The sequence below is a fragment of the Amycolatopsis sp. SID8362 genome, from assembly GCF_010550475.1.
In the GTDB taxonomy this organism is placed as follows: Bacteria; Actinomycetota; Actinomycetes; order Mycobacteriales; family Pseudonocardiaceae; genus Amycolatopsis; species Amycolatopsis eburnea.
This window is the reverse complement of record NZ_JAAGNB010000394.1, coordinates 1-13911: the sequence shown is the minus strand read 5'-3', so window position 1 is coordinate 13911 and position 13911 is coordinate 1. Positions and strand designations below refer to the sequence as shown.

Annotated in this window: 17 protein-coding genes and 2 pseudogenes; 11 read left to right on the top strand and 8 right to left on the bottom strand. The window is 72.3% G+C overall.

Going from position 1 to position 13911, the window contains the following annotated elements; genetic code table 11:
* Window positions 1-646: VWA domain-containing protein (locus tag G3I65_RS12615; RefSeq protein WP_160696272.1), on the top strand; the 646-nt coding region annotated here is incomplete at its 5' end.
* On the opposite strand, the gene add is transcribed toward G3I65_RS12615, so the two are convergent.
* Entirely contained in the window at window positions 624-1589 is a 966-nt protein-coding gene (gene add / locus G3I65_RS12610; RefSeq protein WP_160696271.1) for an adenosine deaminase, read from the bottom strand. The two genes, G3I65_RS12615 and add, sit on opposite strands and share 23 nt — an antisense overlap.
* 128 nt (window positions 1590-1717) lie before the next feature.
* Here add and G3I65_RS12605 point away from each other — a divergent pair, with 128 nt between their 5' ends.
* Window positions 1718-1948 carry an antitoxin gene (locus tag G3I65_RS12605; RefSeq protein WP_086855840.1) on the top strand — a complete coding sequence of 77 codons (231 nt, stop codon included), beginning with the start codon at window positions 1718-1720 and terminating at the stop codon, window positions 1946-1948.
* On the opposite strand, the gene recQ is transcribed toward G3I65_RS12605, so the two are convergent.
* The gene (recQ, locus tag G3I65_RS12600; RefSeq protein ID WP_160696270.1) at window positions 1949-3787 is read right to left on the bottom strand and encodes a DNA helicase RecQ; all 1839 of its coding nucleotides are present in this window, start codon (window positions 3785-3787) and stop codon (window positions 1949-1951) included.
* A 68-nt stretch (window positions 3788-3855) separates the two neighbouring features.
* Here recQ and G3I65_RS58245 point away from each other — a divergent pair.
* Window positions 3856-4011 (top strand): annotated as a pseudogene (locus tag G3I65_RS58245) (DUF6314 family protein); the annotation flags it as partial.
* On the top strand, window positions 3986-4294 hold the full coding sequence (locus G3I65_RS12595) for a DUF6314 family protein (protein WP_255481898.1): 309 nt from the start codon (window positions 3986-3988) through the stop codon (window positions 4292-4294). The pseudogene G3I65_RS58245 and the gene G3I65_RS12595, both read left to right, overlap by 26 nt.
* A gap of 18 nt (window positions 4295-4312) precedes the next feature.
* Here G3I65_RS12595 and G3I65_RS12590 read toward each other — a convergent pair whose 3' ends face one another.
* Window positions 4313-5056: an SDR family oxidoreductase gene (locus G3I65_RS12590; protein WP_160696269.1), complete on the bottom strand. Its 744-nt coding sequence runs from the start codon at window positions 5054-5056 to the stop codon at window positions 4313-4315.
* A gap of 218 nt (window positions 5057-5274) precedes the next feature.
* On the opposite strand from G3I65_RS12590, the gene G3I65_RS12585 reads away from it, so the two are divergent.
* From G3I65_RS12585 to G3I65_RS12575, 3 genes are all read left to right on the top strand, one after another.
* The gene (locus G3I65_RS12585) at window positions 5275-5922 is read left to right on the top strand and encodes a hypothetical protein (RefSeq protein WP_160696268.1); all 648 of its coding nucleotides are present in this window, start codon (window positions 5275-5277) and stop codon (window positions 5920-5922) included.
* 2 nt (window positions 5923-5924) lie between these two features.
* On the top strand, window positions 5925-6416 hold the full coding sequence (locus tag G3I65_RS12580) for a hypothetical protein (RefSeq protein ID WP_160696267.1): 492 nt from the start codon (window positions 5925-5927) through the stop codon (window positions 6414-6416).
* Between the two features lie 72 nt (window positions 6417-6488).
* Window positions 6489-6998, top strand: a complete 510-nt coding sequence (locus G3I65_RS12575) for a DUF664 domain-containing protein (protein WP_160696266.1) — start codon at window positions 6489-6491, stop codon at window positions 6996-6998.
* Here the strand turns inward: G3I65_RS12575 and soxR are convergent.
* Entirely contained in the window at window positions 6992-7483 is a 492-nt protein-coding gene (gene soxR, locus G3I65_RS12570) for a redox-sensitive transcriptional activator SoxR (protein WP_160696265.1), read from the bottom strand. The genes G3I65_RS12575 and soxR overlap by 7 nt on opposite strands.
* A 90-nt stretch (window positions 7484-7573) precedes the next feature.
* Between soxR and G3I65_RS12565 the strand changes: the two genes are divergently transcribed.
* A complete protein-coding gene (locus G3I65_RS12565; RefSeq protein ID WP_160696264.1) occupies window positions 7574-8164 on the top strand; it encodes an NADPH-dependent FMN reductase in 591 nt (196 codons plus the stop codon).
* A 12-nt stretch (window positions 8165-8176) separates the two neighbouring features.
* On the opposite strand, the gene G3I65_RS12560 is transcribed toward G3I65_RS12565, so the two are convergent.
* Complete coding sequence (locus G3I65_RS12560) at window positions 8177-9403, bottom strand: FAD-dependent oxidoreductase (protein ID WP_160696263.1); 1227 nt, start codon at window positions 9401-9403, stop codon at window positions 8177-8179.
* A 65-nt stretch (window positions 9404-9468) separates the two neighbouring features.
* Between G3I65_RS12560 and G3I65_RS12555 the strand changes: the two genes are divergently transcribed.
* Window positions 9469-10077, top strand: a complete 609-nt coding sequence (locus tag G3I65_RS12555) for a TetR/AcrR family transcriptional regulator (RefSeq protein ID WP_160696262.1) — start codon at window positions 9469-9471, stop codon at window positions 10075-10077.
* Here G3I65_RS12555 and G3I65_RS12550 read toward each other — a convergent pair.
* The 3 genes from G3I65_RS12550 to G3I65_RS12540 form a co-directional block, all read right to left on the bottom strand.
* Window positions 10065-10553 carry a hypothetical protein gene (locus tag G3I65_RS12550; protein ID WP_309235424.1) on the bottom strand — a complete coding sequence of 163 codons (489 nt, stop codon included), beginning with the start codon at window positions 10551-10553 and terminating at the stop codon, window positions 10065-10067. The genes G3I65_RS12555 and G3I65_RS12550 overlap by 13 nt on opposite strands.
* On the bottom strand, window positions 10550-11893 hold the full coding sequence (locus G3I65_RS12545; protein ID WP_160696273.1) for a HAMP domain-containing sensor histidine kinase: 1344 nt from the start codon (window positions 11891-11893) through the stop codon (window positions 10550-10552). The genes G3I65_RS12550 and G3I65_RS12545 overlap by 4 nt, the downstream gene beginning before the upstream one ends.
* 62 nt (window positions 11894-11955) lie before the next feature.
* Window positions 11956-12645: a response regulator transcription factor gene (locus G3I65_RS12540; RefSeq protein WP_160696260.1), complete on the bottom strand. Its 690-nt coding sequence runs from the start codon at window positions 12643-12645 to the stop codon at window positions 11956-11958.
* A 110-nt stretch (window positions 12646-12755) separates the two neighbouring features.
* Here G3I65_RS12540 and G3I65_RS12535 point away from each other — a divergent pair, with 110 nt between their 5' ends.
* A complete protein-coding gene (locus G3I65_RS12535; protein WP_160696259.1) occupies window positions 12756-13661 on the top strand; it encodes a phosphatase PAP2 family protein in 906 nt (301 codons plus the stop codon).
* Window positions 13662-13722: 61 nt separating this feature from the next.
* Window positions 13723-13911: pseudogene (locus G3I65_RS12530) on the top strand (aspartate aminotransferase family protein); the annotation flags it as partial.

Sequence of the window (13911 nt, the reverse complement as noted above, 5' to 3'; positions counted from 1 at the left end):
GGCCGCCCGCCGCAAGCGCACCACGCGCGGGCAGATCGACCTGCGCCGCACGCTGCGGCGGTCGCTGTCCACCGGCGGCGTCCCGCTGCGCCCGGCCTACCGCCACCGGCGGCCCGGCCGGCCGGAAATCGTGCTGCTGTGCGATCTTTCCGGGTCCGTGGCCGGCTTCGCGAACTTCACCATGCTGCTGGTGCAGGCGCTGCGCGACCAGTTCAGCAAGATCCGCGTGTTCGCCTTCGTCGACAGCGCCGACGAGGTCACCCACCTGGTCACCACCGGCACCGCCGACCCCGAGCACCTGGGCGCCCGCATGCTGTCCGAAGCGGCGCTGGTCCGCTGGGACGGCCACAGCGACTACGGCGGCTCCCTGCGCCAGTTCACCGAGAACTGGCTGGACGCCGTCGGCCCCCGCACGTCGGTGCTCATCCTCGGCGACGCCCGCACCAACGGCGGCGACCCCAACCTCGACGCGGTCCGCGCGATCAAGTCCCGCGCCCGCCACGTCTACTGGCTGAACCCGGAACGGCGGTCGCTCTGGTCGACCGGCGACTCGGCGGCACTGGAGTACGCCGACGTCGTCGAGATGCACGAATGCCGGACGGTGCAACAGCTTTCCGCGCTGGTCACCCGCCTGCTGCCGGTGTGAGCCACGCGTCGATGTCCGCGAGGAGCTTTCGCTTCGTCGCTTCGGGGGCGAAGGACGCTGTGACGCTCGCGCGTGCGAAGTCCGCCATCGTGGCGTCGTCGTAGCCGAAGGCGTCGCGGACGCGGGCGTACTCCGCGGCGAGCTCCGCGCCGGTCACCGAGGGGACGTCGGTGTTGATCGTGACGGTCAGCCCGGCGTCGCGCAGGCGGGGGAGCGGGTGCTCGGGCAGCGACGGGACCAGCCCCAGCGTCACGTTCGACGACGGGCAGACCTCCAGCGCCAGGCCCCGTTCGCGGACCTCGGCGACGAGCGCCGGGTCGTCGAGGACGCGGATGCCGTGCCCGATCCGTTCGGTCCGGCCCACTTCGAGCGCCTCGCGGATGCTGTCCGGCCCGGCGTCCTCGCCGGTGTGGTGCAGCAGGTGGATCCCGGCCGCCTGCGCCTTCTCGAAGAGCGTCGCGAACGGCCGCAGCGAGTGGTTTTCCTCGCCCGCCATGCCGATCGCGAAGACTTCGTCGTACTTCATCGCGAGGTCGAGGGTGCGCTCGGCGCGTTCGACCGAGCGGCGGCGGGAGTGGTCCAGCACGAGCCGGGTTTCGAGCCCGGACAGTCCGTTGAGGACGGATTCCAGCGGCATTTCGAGGTCGCCCAGTCGTTCCCCGTGCGAGGCCGCGGTGAACGTGACTTCGGCGTAGCGCGTGCCTTGGGCGAGCTCGTCTTCGCAGTACTCGCGTGCGATGCGCTCGAAGTCCTCGGGCTGCTGGAGGCAGGCCCGGATGAGCGCGTTGTAGTCGGCGAACGCGCGAAAGCCGTCGAACTCCGGCGGTTCGGCCGGGACGGCGACGCCGTTCGCCTCGCCGAGTTCGCGGAGCGTGCCCGGCCGGATCGTGCTCTCGAGGTGGACGTGCAGGTGGGCCTTCGGCAGGGCCGCCAGGTCGCGCATGAGCCCGACCCTAGAGGCCGCCGGGCCCCACTCGCGCGGCAATTTTGTTTGGCCGTCGTCACACGGGGAACCTCCGGGTGGTTCGTCCGCGTTGTCAGGATGACCGCACACCGACGAGGGAGACGACCATGGCTTTCCTGCGCAAGCTCACCGTGCTGGCCGGCGCGGCCGGCGCCGCCCGCGCGTACGCCAAGAAAAACCCCGAAAAGGTGAACGGAGCTGTCGGCAAGGCGGCCAAGTTCGTCGACGACAAGACCAAGGGCAAGTACCACGAGCAGATCGCCGGCGCGGTCCGCAAGGTCAATTCCGTGACCGGCGAACCGGGACAGCCCGGGCAGCCGGGGCCGGCCGCCCGCTAGTCACTCGGCGGTCAGGACTTCGAGGACCCCCTCGCCGTACTTGGCGAGCTTGTTCTCGCCGACTCCGCTGACCGTGCCCAGGTCCGCCAGCGACGACGGCCGCCGCGTGGCGATCTGGCGCAGGGTCGCGTCGTGGAAGATGACGTACGCGGGGACACCCTGTTCCTTCGCGACGCCGGCCCGCCAGGCACGCAGGCGTTCGAACAGCGGCGCCGCTTCCGCGGGCATGTCCACCGCGGCGGCGGCTGCTTTTCGGGTGCCGCGGACCTTCGCGGCGGCCGCGCGCTCGGGCTCGCGGCGCAGCATCACCTGGCGGTCACCGCCCAGGACTTCGGCGCTGGCCTCGGTGAGCACCAGCGAGCCGTAGTCGCCTTCGACCGCGAGCAGGCCCTGGGCGAGCAGCTGGCGCACGACCGCCCGCCAGTCCGGCTCGCGCAGCTCGGTGCCGATGCCGAACGTCTTGAGCGTGTCGTGCTGGAACTGCGTGACCTTCGGCGTGGACTTGCCGAGCAGGATGTCGATGATCTGCCCGGCGCCGAACTTCTGCCGCCGCTCGTTGCGCAGCCGGACCACCGTGGACAGCAGCTTCTGCGCCGCGATCGTGCCGTCCCACTTCTCCGGCGGGTTGAGGCACGTGTCGCAGTTGCCGCACGGTTCGGCCTGCTGCCCGAAGTAGTTGAGCACCTGCACCCGGCGGCATTCCACCGTCTCGCACAGCGCGAGCATCGCGTTCAGGTGCGCGCCGAGCCGGCGGCGGTGCGCGTCGTCGCCCTCGGACGTGTCGATCATCTTGCGCTGCTGCACGACGTCCTGCAGTCCGTACGCGAGCCAGGCGGTCGAGGGCAGGCCGTCGCGGCCCGCGCGGCCGGTCTCCTGGTAGTAGCCCTCGACCGACTTCGGCAGGTCGAGGTGCGCGACGAACCGGACGTCCGGTTTGTCGATGCCCATGCCGAACGCGATCGTGGCGACCACGATCAGCCCGTCCTCGCGCAAGAACCGCGACTGGTGCTTCGCCCTCGTGCGCGCGTCGAGGCCCGCGTGGTACGGGACCGCCGGGATCCCGTTCTGCACCAGGAACTCCGCGGTCTTCTCGACCGAGTTCCGGGACAGGCAGTAGACGATCCCGGCGTCACCCTGGTGTTCGGTGCGCAGCAGCTCGAGCAGCTGCCGCTGCGGCGAGTTCTTCCCGACGATCCGGTACTGGATGTTCGGCCGGTCGAAGCTCGCGACGAAGTGCCGGGCTTCGTCGAGCCCCAGCCGCGTGGAGATCTCCTGGTGGGTGGCCTCGGTCGCGGTCGCCGTCAGCGCGATCCGCGGGACGTCCGGCCAGCGCTCGTGCAGCGCTGAGAGCTGGAGGTAGTCCGGGCGGAAGTCGTGGCCCCACTGGGCGACGCAGTGCGCTTCGTCGATCGCGAACAGCGAAATCTTGCCGCGGTCGAGCAGCCGCACGGTGGATTCGACCGAAAGCCGTTCCGGCGCCAGGTACAGCAGGTCGAGCTCGCCGCTCAGGAACGCCGACTCGACCTCTTGGCGGGCCGCGTAGTCCTGGGTGGAGTTGAGGAACCCGGCGCGGACGCCGGCGTTGCGCAGCGCGTCGACCTGGTCCTGCATCAGGGCGATCAGCGGGGAGATCACCACGCCGACGCCCGGGCGCACGAGCGCGGGAATCTGGTAGCACAACGATTTCCCGCCGCCGGTGGGCATCAGGACGAGCGCGTCGCCGCCGGCGATCACGTGCTCGACGATCGCCGCCTGGTCGCCGCGGAAGCTGTCGTAGCCGAACACGCGCCGGAGGGTCTCCAGCGCGTCGGACGCGGGTGCGAGGTCGGTCTCTGCCACCCGGCCGACTATAGAGCGGGGGTCCGACAGTTCCGGCCCGGCCCGCCGCCGGGTGGCAGACTGGCCGGGTGGAGTACTGGCCGGTTCCCGATCTCGTCGCGCATTTCGCCGGCGCGTGGCGGCTGGACCGCGAAATCCTCACCGCCGACGGCGAGGCGGCGGGGGAGGTGACGGGCACCGCGAGCTTCACCCAGGAGGATGGTGAGCTCGTCTACCGCGAAGCCGGCGAGATGCGCCTCGGCGGCTACACCGGCCCGGTCACGCGCACGCTGCACTACCGCCCCACCGCCCCCCGGCCGGGCCGACGTCCACTTCGACCACGGCGGCTTCTTCCACGAGCTCGACCTGCGCGCCGGGCACTGGGCCACCGACCACCCGTGCCGCGACGACCTCTACCGCGGCAGCTACGAAGTGCTCGACGCGCGGCGCTGGCGGCAGGAATGGGCGGTCCGCGGCCCGGCGAAGGACCACCTGATCGTCACCCGGTTCACGCGCGCGTCGGGCTGAACAGGCCGGGTTTCCCGCTCAGACGATTCCGCCGTTGGCGCGCAGCACCTGGCCGTTGACCCAGCGGGCCGGGCCGGCGAGGAAGGCGACGACCTCGGCGATGTCCTCCGGCCGGCCGAGCCGCTGCAGCGGCGGCTGCTGGGCCATCCGCGCGACGGTCTCCTCGTCCTTGCCGTCGAGGAACAGCGCCGTCGCGGTCGGGCCGGGGGCCACCGTGTTGACCGTGATGTCGCGGCCGCGCAGCTCGCGGGCCAGGATCATGGTGATCGCCTCGACCGCGCCCTTCGTCGCGTTGTAGATGCCGTAGCCGGGCAGGTTCAGGCCGAGCACGGACGTCGAGGTGGTGATCACGGCGCCGCCGTCGCGCACCCGCTTCGCGGCCTGCTGCGCCACCGCGAACGTGCCGCGGATGTTGGTGCGGTGCACCCGGTCGAGGACCTCGAAGTCGGTGTCCGCGATCGGCGTCGGCGGGTTCATCACGCCGGCCAGGTGCGCGACGACGTCCACCCCGCCGTAGGTGCGTTCCGCCGTGTCGAACAGCTCCGCGACCGCGACCGGGTCGGCGACGTCCGCCCGGACGGCGATGGCCCGCCCGCCGCGTCCGGTGATGGCGTCGACGGCCGCCGCCGCCTCCTGCTCGTTGCCGGCGTAGTTGACGACGACGGCCATGCCGTCGGCGGCCAGCCGCTCGGCGACCTGGCGGCCGATGCCGCGGGAGCCGCCGGTGACGATCGCGACGCGGGGTTCGGTGGTGATGCTCATCGTGCCTGCCTCCTGGTAACGCTGCTTCCGCTGTTCTGTTATCGACGATAACACTCGGATGGTAACGACGCTAGTTCTCCGGTGTTACCTTCGTTACGCCGGGCATCCGGCGGCATCGACGCGGCCGGTCGGCCGAATCGCGGGCGGCCGTGGTTTCGGCATCCGGGTAGCGGGCACACCGGTCCCATCGGGGGCGACATCCATGAAGGAGTTGTGTGATGCCCACCTGGCTGATCGTCGTGATCGTCATCGTGGCCATCGCGGTGCTCGGCGCCGTGATCTGGCTTGTGACACAGGAAATGCAGCGAAAACGGCTGCAACAGCGCTTCGGGCCCGAGTACGACCGCGCTGTGGAGGAGAGCGACAACCCGCGTGCCGCGCAACGCGAGCTCGCCGAGCGGGAGCGCCGCCACAAGGAGCTCGACATCCGCCCGCTGTCGGCCTCGGCGCGGGAGCGCTACGCCCGGGAATGGGCGCAGGTGCAGGAAAAGTTCGTCGACCGGCCGTCCGCCGCGGTCGCCGAGGCGGACCACCTCCTCGTCGCGCTGATGGCCGAACGCGGCTACCCGACCGAGGGCTACGAGCAGCAGCTGTCCGACCTTTCGGTGCGCCACGCCAAGACCCTGGAGCACTACCGGGCCGCGCACACCACGCAGCAGAAGCGTGACGGAGCGTCCACAGAGGACCTGCGCGACGCGATGGTCCGCTACCGGACCGTGTTCGAGGACCTGCTGACCGACGGCGCCGACGAAGAGCGCCGCAACGGTCACCGGCACGACCACGACCGCGACGGCCGCGACGACACCGAGCAGCACGAGCACCAGGCGTCCGCGCAGCCGCGGACCGAGTGGAACGGAGGACGCTGACCATGACCGACCACCTGACGCGCCACGACACCGACCGGGACGACGACCTGGGCCGCGACGACCGGTCCCGTGACGGCACCGCCGAGGTCCCCGAGCAGGAGCAGGCCGAATTCCGCGAGCCGGGCACCGGCCAGGACCGCGGCCTGAGCACGGCGGACCTGGCGTCGGCGGGCTCCGACACCGCGAGCACCGGCACCGCGCCCGCGGAGTCGGGCGGCGATGTCGAGACTCCGCCGCTGATCGACGAGGAGAAGGTCACCGGCTTCCGCGACCGCTGGCAGAACGTCCAGACCGGCTTCGTCGACGACCCGAAGCAGGCCGTGCGTGAGGCCGACGAACTGGTCGCGGCCGTGATCAGCGCGCTGGCGACCACCTTCGCCGAGCACAAGAGCGACCTGGAAGGCCAGTGGCAGCAGGGCGAACCGGCCACCGAAGAGCTGCGGATCGCGCTGCGCCGCTACCGCTCGTTCTTCGACCAGCTGCTGCCGCGCTAGCGGGAACCGTTTGCCGGCGGGCATGATCGGGTAGCACGCCGGGGAACGGCTTCAGCAACGGGAGGCAGCCGAATGAACGTGGCCGATCTGCTCGTCGACGGGTTCAGCCGGGTCCAGGGCACGGTGCACGCGGCGGTGGAAGGACTCGCCGCCGAGCAGCTCCGGGCCCGGCTGGACGACGAGACCAACTCGATCGCCTGGCTGGTGTGGCACCTGACCCGGGTCCAGGACGACCACGTCGCCGACGTGGCGGGCACGGAGCAGGTGTGGACCGGCCAGGACTGGCTGTCGCGCTTCGGCCTCCCGTTCCCGGCCGGCGACACCGGCTACGGCCACCGCCCCGCCGACGTCGAGGCGGTCCGCGTCGACAAGCCGGACCTGCTCACGGGCTACTACGACGCCGTGCACGAGCAGACGGTCCGGTACCTGACCGGCCTCGACGGCGCGGCGCTCGACCGGGTCGTCGACGAGGCCTGGGACCCGCCGGTGACGCTGGGCGTGCGCCTGATCAGCGTCCTCGACGACGACATCCAGCACGCCGGCCAGGCGATGTTCCTGCGCGGAGTTTTGGAACGTCAGTGACCCTTGCAGTCGTCGTAGCTGTCCGCGCGGTGGTCGGCGAGGCGCTGGGGGCCCGGGCCGTCGGCGCCGAGCCGGTCGCCCGGGTTGGCCAGCCGGCACTTCGCCAGTGACATGCACCCGCAGCCGATGCAGTCGGTCAGCTCGTCGCGCAGCTGTTCCATCTGGCGGATCCGCGCGTTGAGGTCTTCCCGCCAGCACTGCGAGATCCGCGCCCAGTCCGCGCGCGTCGGCGTGCGGTCGTCGGGCAGCAGGGCCAGCACCTCCCGGATGGTGGACAGCGGCATGCCGACCCGCTGCGACATCCTGATGAACGTCACCCGCCGCAGGGCGTCCCGGCAGTAGCGCCGCTGGTTCCCGGCGGTGCGGCGGCTGCGGATCAAGCCTTCGTCTTCGTAGAACCGCAGAGCCGACGCGGGAACCCCGCTGCGCCGGGAAAGTTCGCCGACCGTCAGGTCCGGCAGGGTCGCGTTCGCCATGCCGGTCATGCAACCACAGCCGCACCCTTGACTTCAAGCGAGCTTGAAGTCCGATCCTGGCCCGGACGGTGACAACGCCGCAGTGGCAAGGAGGAAAGCGTGTCCGAAGCACCCGTGCGGGTCGCGGTGATCGTGGGAAGTGTCCGGGAGGGACGGTTCGGCCCGGTGGTGGCCGCCTGGCTGGCCGGCGTCGCTGGGGAGAGCGGCGGCTTCGAAGTCGACGTCGTCGACCTCGCCGAACCGGACCTGCCGCTGGCGATGCCCGCCTTCGGCTCGGCACCGGCGCCGTCGGTGGTGGCGGAGATCGGGAAGGTGACCCCGCGGCTCGCGGCCGCGGACGCCTTCGTGGTGGTGACCCCGGAGTACAACCACAGCTACCCGGCCTCGCTCAAGAACGCGATCGACTGGCACCGCGACGAGTGGCGGGCCAAGCCGGTCGCTTTCGTGTCCTACGGCGGGATCTCGGGCGGGCTGCGCGCGGTCGAGCACCTGCGGGCGGTCTTCGCCGAGCTCCACGCGGTGACGATCCGCGAGACGGTCAGCTTCCACGGCGCCCACACGCGCTTCGGGCCGGACGGGACGCCGACCGACGAAGCGGCGGGGGTCGCGGCGAAGGCGATGCTGGACCAGCTGGGCTGGTGGGCCCGCTCCCTGACGCAGGCCAGGGCGGCGCGCCCCTACCCCGGCTGACGGGGAGCCGGCTCAGCGGTCCACTGCGGACGGTCGGCGCGCGAAGACCGGCGCGTGCTCGGGGCGGAAGCCGACGCCGCCGAGGAAGCCCGCGAAGCGTTGCAGCAGCGGGGTGCGGCCGACCAGCCGCAGCGGGGCCGGGAGCCGGCGGAGGGTCCCGTTCAGGCAGGGCTCGAGCAGCATCGCCTGCTCGCCGCGCTGGGACTGCTGCACCGCCGCGGTCGGCAAGGACCGGCGGCGCTGGACCGCCGCGAGCTTCGCCGTCGGTACGCGGCCCTGCCGCAGCGGGGCGGCCAGGAGCGTCGCGGTCGCCACCGCGTCCTGGATCGCCAGGTTGACCCCGACGCCGCCGGTCGGGGACATCGGGTGGGCCGCGTCGCCGATGCACAGCACGCCGTCGGCGTACCAGCGGCGGAGGCGGCCCATCCGGACGTCCAGGTGGTGGACGTCGGCCCAGGACCGGATCGCCGCGAGCCGGTCGGCGTCCCAGTCCATCAGCGCGCCCAGGCGGGTGCGGAACTCCGCGATGTCGCCCCGCCGGAGTTCGGCGTCGCGGCCCTTCGGGATGAGGTAGGCCGTCTGGTAGTAGTCGCCGCGGTCCATCGTGGCCGCGGCCTGGCCGCCCGCCATCCGGATGAACACCGCGCCGTCCGGGCCGGGTTCGGGACCCTTCGGGACGCGGACCTGCCAGACGTCCATCGGCACGGCGAACTCCCGCATCCGCAGCCCGGCCGCGCGCCGGACCGCCGACCAGCGGCCGTCGCAGCCGACGGTGAGGTCCGCGGCCAGGTTGTGGACCTCACCGCGGTCGTCCCGGTAGCGGACGCCGGTCACGCGCTCGCCGTCCCGCAGCAGGCCGGTCACCTTGCAGCCCATCCGCAGCGACATCCCCGGCTCGGCGCCGGCGAGCAGTTCCAGGAAGTCCGCCTGCGGCACCATCGCGATGTGCGCGTGCGGGCCGCGCAGCCCGCCGAAGTCGGCGACCACGATCGCTTCGTCCTCGACCCGCAGCCGCGCCTTGGTCAGCAAGCCGCGCGGCAGGGCGGCGAACCGCTCGCCGAGGCCCAGCTCGTCCAGCAACCGCAGCGTCGACGGGTGCACGGTGTCACCCCGGAAGTCACGCAGGAAGTCGTGGTGCTTCTCCAGCACCACGACGTCGATCCCGGCCCGGGCCAGCAGCAGCCCGAGCATCACCCCCGCCGGTCCGCCCCCGGCGACGCAGCACCGCACCCGTTCCATGAGCCCGACCGTAGCACATAATTTTAGAGACACTCTAAAATTAGAGTGACGCTAAGCTCAGTCCCGTGGCACCAGGACTGCGGGAAGCGAAGAAGCAGCGCACGCGCAAGGCGTTGATCGAGGCCGCGCTGCTGCTGTTCGACGAGCACGGCTACGAGGCCACCACGACCGCCGCGATCGCCGCCGCGGCCGGCGTTTCGCCCGCGACCTTCTTCAACTACTTCGCGGGCAAGGAGGACGTCGTCTTCGCCGACCAGCACCTCTACGACGAAATCCTCGCCGGGGCCTTCGCCGCGGCTCCCGCGGACGAGCCGGTCGCCGAGCTGGTCTTCCGCACGCTCGGTGCGCTCGCCACCGCCGACGCCTGGAGCTTCCCGCTCGACCACCCGCTCACCGCGGTGCGCACCCGGCTCATCGCGTCCGTGCCCGCCCTGCGCGCGGGGTTCTTGCTGCGCAACGCCTTCGTCGCGGATTCCTGGGCCCGCCTGCTCCGCGAGGCCCGCCCCGAGCTCGGCGAAATCGAAGCCGCGACCATCACCGGCGCCGTGATCGGCGGCCTGCAGGCGGCTCTGCAGGCGAATGTCGACGAGCACGGCCGCGCCCGCCGCCCGGAACCCGAAGTGGTCGCCGAGGCGCTCCGGCTGGTCGTGCACGGGTTCGGTCAGAACGCCTGACAGGTCTGCGGCGGCAGCTTCGTGTCGGTCCCGGCGAGCACGACGGCGTTGTCGATGACGTACCGGCTCTGGGCGGCCAGCGCCGCGAACGCCGTGCAGACCAGCTGGTTGATCGCGATCGGGGTGAGCTGCTGCACCGGGAACGGCAGCGTGATCGTCGGCGGCGGATCGGGCGACAGCGTGATCTCCCCGCCGGCCGCCGGCAGCATCGTCGTGTAGCCGTCGGCCGCCTCGGCGTGGGACGGCCCGCCCAGCAGCAGCGACAGCGTCGTGTTGACGCCCACCGAGTTGCTGACCGGGCGCGCCACCGGGGTGAGCCGTCCGTCGAGGACGAAGTAGAGGGTCACCTCGGTGCCGGGCGCGCTGCCCTCCGGATTGCGCAGGGTCGGGGCCGGCCCGGCGCCGATGACCGGCGTCGGCTTGACCCCGCACGCGCTCACCAGCAGCAGGACCGCCAGGACGAGGAGCTTCTTCACCACGCCTCCCGGGGCAGCCGCAGCTCGAACCGGGCACCGGAACCGGTGTTGGCCGCGGTGATGTCGCCGCCGTGCAGCCGCGCGTTTTCCCGCGCGATGGACAGCCCGAGCCCGCTGCCCTCGGAGCGCGCGCGGGCCGTGTCGGCTTTGGTGAAGCGGTCGAACACGGTGGGCAGGACCTCCTCCGGAATGCCGGGACCGTGGTCGGTGACGGTCAGCACGACGTCACCGCCCTCGGCGCGCAGGACCACTTCCACCGGCGGGGCGCCGTGCCGCATCGCGTTGCCGACCAGGTTCGCCACGACGATGTCGAGCCGTCGCCGGTCGAGCGAGGCGGCGATGCCGACCGGGAGCTCCACGACCAGGTCGGCACCGGCTTCCCAGCCGCGTGCGGAGAGGCTGTCGGCGACCGCCGAGGCGACGTCCAGCTGTTCGCGCCGCAGCTCCGCGCGCCCGGCGTCGAAGCGCGAGATCTCGATCAGGTCCTGCACCAGCCGCGTGAGCCGCTTGGTTTCGGCCGACACCAGCCGCGCCGCGACCGCGGTGTCCGCCGGCAGCTGGCCGGCGTCCTCGTCGAGCACGTCGGTGACGGCGTTCATCGCGGCCAGCGGCGTGCGCAGCTCGTGCGAGACGTCGGCGACGAACCGGCGCGCGTCCGCTTCCATCGCCTGCAGCGTGCCGACCGTGCGCTGGAGCTCCGCCGCGGTGTTGTTGAACGTCGTGACCAGCTGGGCCAGCTCGTCGGACCCCGTGGCGCGCAGCCGCACGTCCAGCCGTCCCCGGCCGAGCTGCCGGGCCGCGGTGTTCAGTGCGCGCACCGGCCGCAGCACCTGGCGCGCCGCCAGCAGGGCCACCGCGACCGCGAACGGCAGCGCGAGCGCCGAGTAGAGCCAGGCCATGCGTGCCAGGCCGTCGATCGCTTCCTGCTGCTGGGTCAGCGAAACCGTCGCGTACACCTCGAGCCCGCTCGGCTGGCCGCCGTTGCGGCCGGTCTGCACCGGGATCCCGACGAAGAACATCGGGAAGCCGTGCATGTCGACCCGCTGGAACTGGATGTTCGTGCTGTGCGCCACCGCCTGCCGCAGCTCGGCGGGCACGTCGTCGTAGCCGATGCCCGACGTCGCGCGCATGTCGTGGTAGACGACGAGCGCGCCGCTGGACTTCAGCGCCGTGGCGAAGGCGTCGAGCGTGCCCTGCGTCGGCGGCAGCGACACGGTCGGCAGGTACGCGGTGATCTGGTCGCGCAGCTTCAGCATCGTCTGGTCCTGGATGCCGCGGAGGATGGCGGTGCGGGCGGAGACGTAGCTCGCGCCGGCCGCCGCGGTGGCGCCGAGGATCATGATCACCGCGAAGGCGGCGACCAGCCGGAACCGCAGCCCGGTGAGCCACGAGCGCAGCCGGCTCACGACCGGCCGAACCGGTAGCCGAACCCCCGGACCGTCTGCACGTACTCGGGCTTCGCCGGCACGTCCTCGATCTTGGCGCGCAGCCGCTGCACGCACGCGTCGACGAGCCGGGAGTCCCCGAGGTAGTCGTGGTCCCACACCGCGGAGAGGATCTGCTGGCGGCTGTACACCTGCCCGGGCGTGCGCGAGAGCTCCAGCAGCAGCTTCAGCTCGGTCGGGGTCAGCGACACCGGCGCGCCGCGCTTGGTCACCTCGAGCGACGCCCGGTCGATCACGAGGTCGCCGTGGCGCTCGTCCGGCTGCGGCGGCTCACCCGGCCGCTCGGTGACCGCCCGCCGCAGCACCGCCCGGATCCGCGCGTCCAGTACCCGCGGCTCGACCGGCTTGGCCACGTAGTCGTCCGCGCCCGCTTCGAGCCCGGCCACGATGTCGAAGTCGTCGGTGCGGGCGGTGAGCATGATGATCGGGACCGGGCCGGACGCCCGCATCCGGCGGCACGTTTCGAACCCGTCCATGCCCGGCAGCATCAGGTCGAGCACGACGATGTCGGGCCGGTGGTGCACGAGCACCTCGATCCCGAGCTCGCCCGTCTCCGCGGTGCGCACCACGTGCCCCTGCCGGCGCAGGGCCAGCTGCAGCCCTTCCCGCACCGCCGCGTCGTCTTCCACCACCAGTACCTCGGCCACGGCGCCATTATTCGGAAAACCGCACGTCGTGGCGACCCGGGCCGATCTTGTAGCAAAACCATGACATCACGCTGACGGGATCTCGAAACGCCGGATCCAGACTCGGGGACATGGCAGTGATCAGTTCCGAGGTACGCCCTGTGACCCCGCCGGCCGGACGCCACGCGCTCGTGACGCGGGCCGCGTCCCGCACCACCGTGCTCGCCGCGAGCGCGGCCGGGTTCGCCCTCGCGTTCATCGCGGCCTACCTCCTTTTCGTCCGCACCGAAGCCGGCCGCAGTGTCGAGAACGGCGTCGTCCGCAGCGCCCAGTCCGCGGGCCACGTGGTGGAGTGGGCCGATCCGCTCCGGCAGACGGACCAGGTGGTGGTGCTCGGCGGCATCGCGCTGCTGGTGGTGGTGATCGCGCTGCTGCGCCGCCGGCTCGCGCTGGGGGTCACGGCCCTCGCGTTGCTGGCGGCGCCGCTGGTGGTCGCGCAGCTGCTCAAGCTGTACGTCCTGGACCGCCCGAGCACCGGCGACCGGTTCGGCGTCGCGAGCCACAACAGCTTCCCGAGCGGGCACGTCAGCGCGGCGATGGCCATGCTCGTGGCCCTCGCGATCGTCCTGCCCCGCCGCTTCCGCCTGCCGGTCCTGGCTACCGGGGGCATCGTCGTCGCCTGGGTCTCGGCCGCGGCCGTGGCACTGGGCTGGCACCGGTTGAGCGACACCGTCGGCGGCTGCCTCCTGGTCGCCGCGGTCACCTGCGCCGGGGCGGCGGTGGTGTCCGCCCGCCGCCCCGACGGTGACCGGGTCCCGCTCGTGCCGGTACTGGCCGGGTTGCTGGCACCGCTGGCACTGGTGCTGACCGGGTACGCGGTGCTCGGGACGGCGACGTCCGGCGCGGCCCAGTTCGTCGCCGCGATGGTGCTGGCCGCGCTGTCGGCGATGGCGGTGGTGCTGCTGCTGGCGGGCCCGCTGCGCCGGGTGACGTTCGACCCGGCGGAAGGCCGCGTCCGCCGGCTCCGGCGGCACTGACCGGGCCAGTTTCGGGGGATTGGCCCGCGACAGCCGCAAAAGTGCGGCCTAGCGTCGGGGAATGCACCCGAGACTCGCCGAAGACCTGGACTCGCTGCCCGATCTGCTCGACGCCGCCGGCAAGCTCGCCGCCGAAGCGCTGGCCGGCGTGGGGGAGCGGGCGGCCGCGGTGCCGCCGGTGACCGCCGCGCCGGCCCCGCTGCCCGTTGGTGGGGTCGGGGCTCGCGGTGCGCTGGAAGAGTTTTCCCGG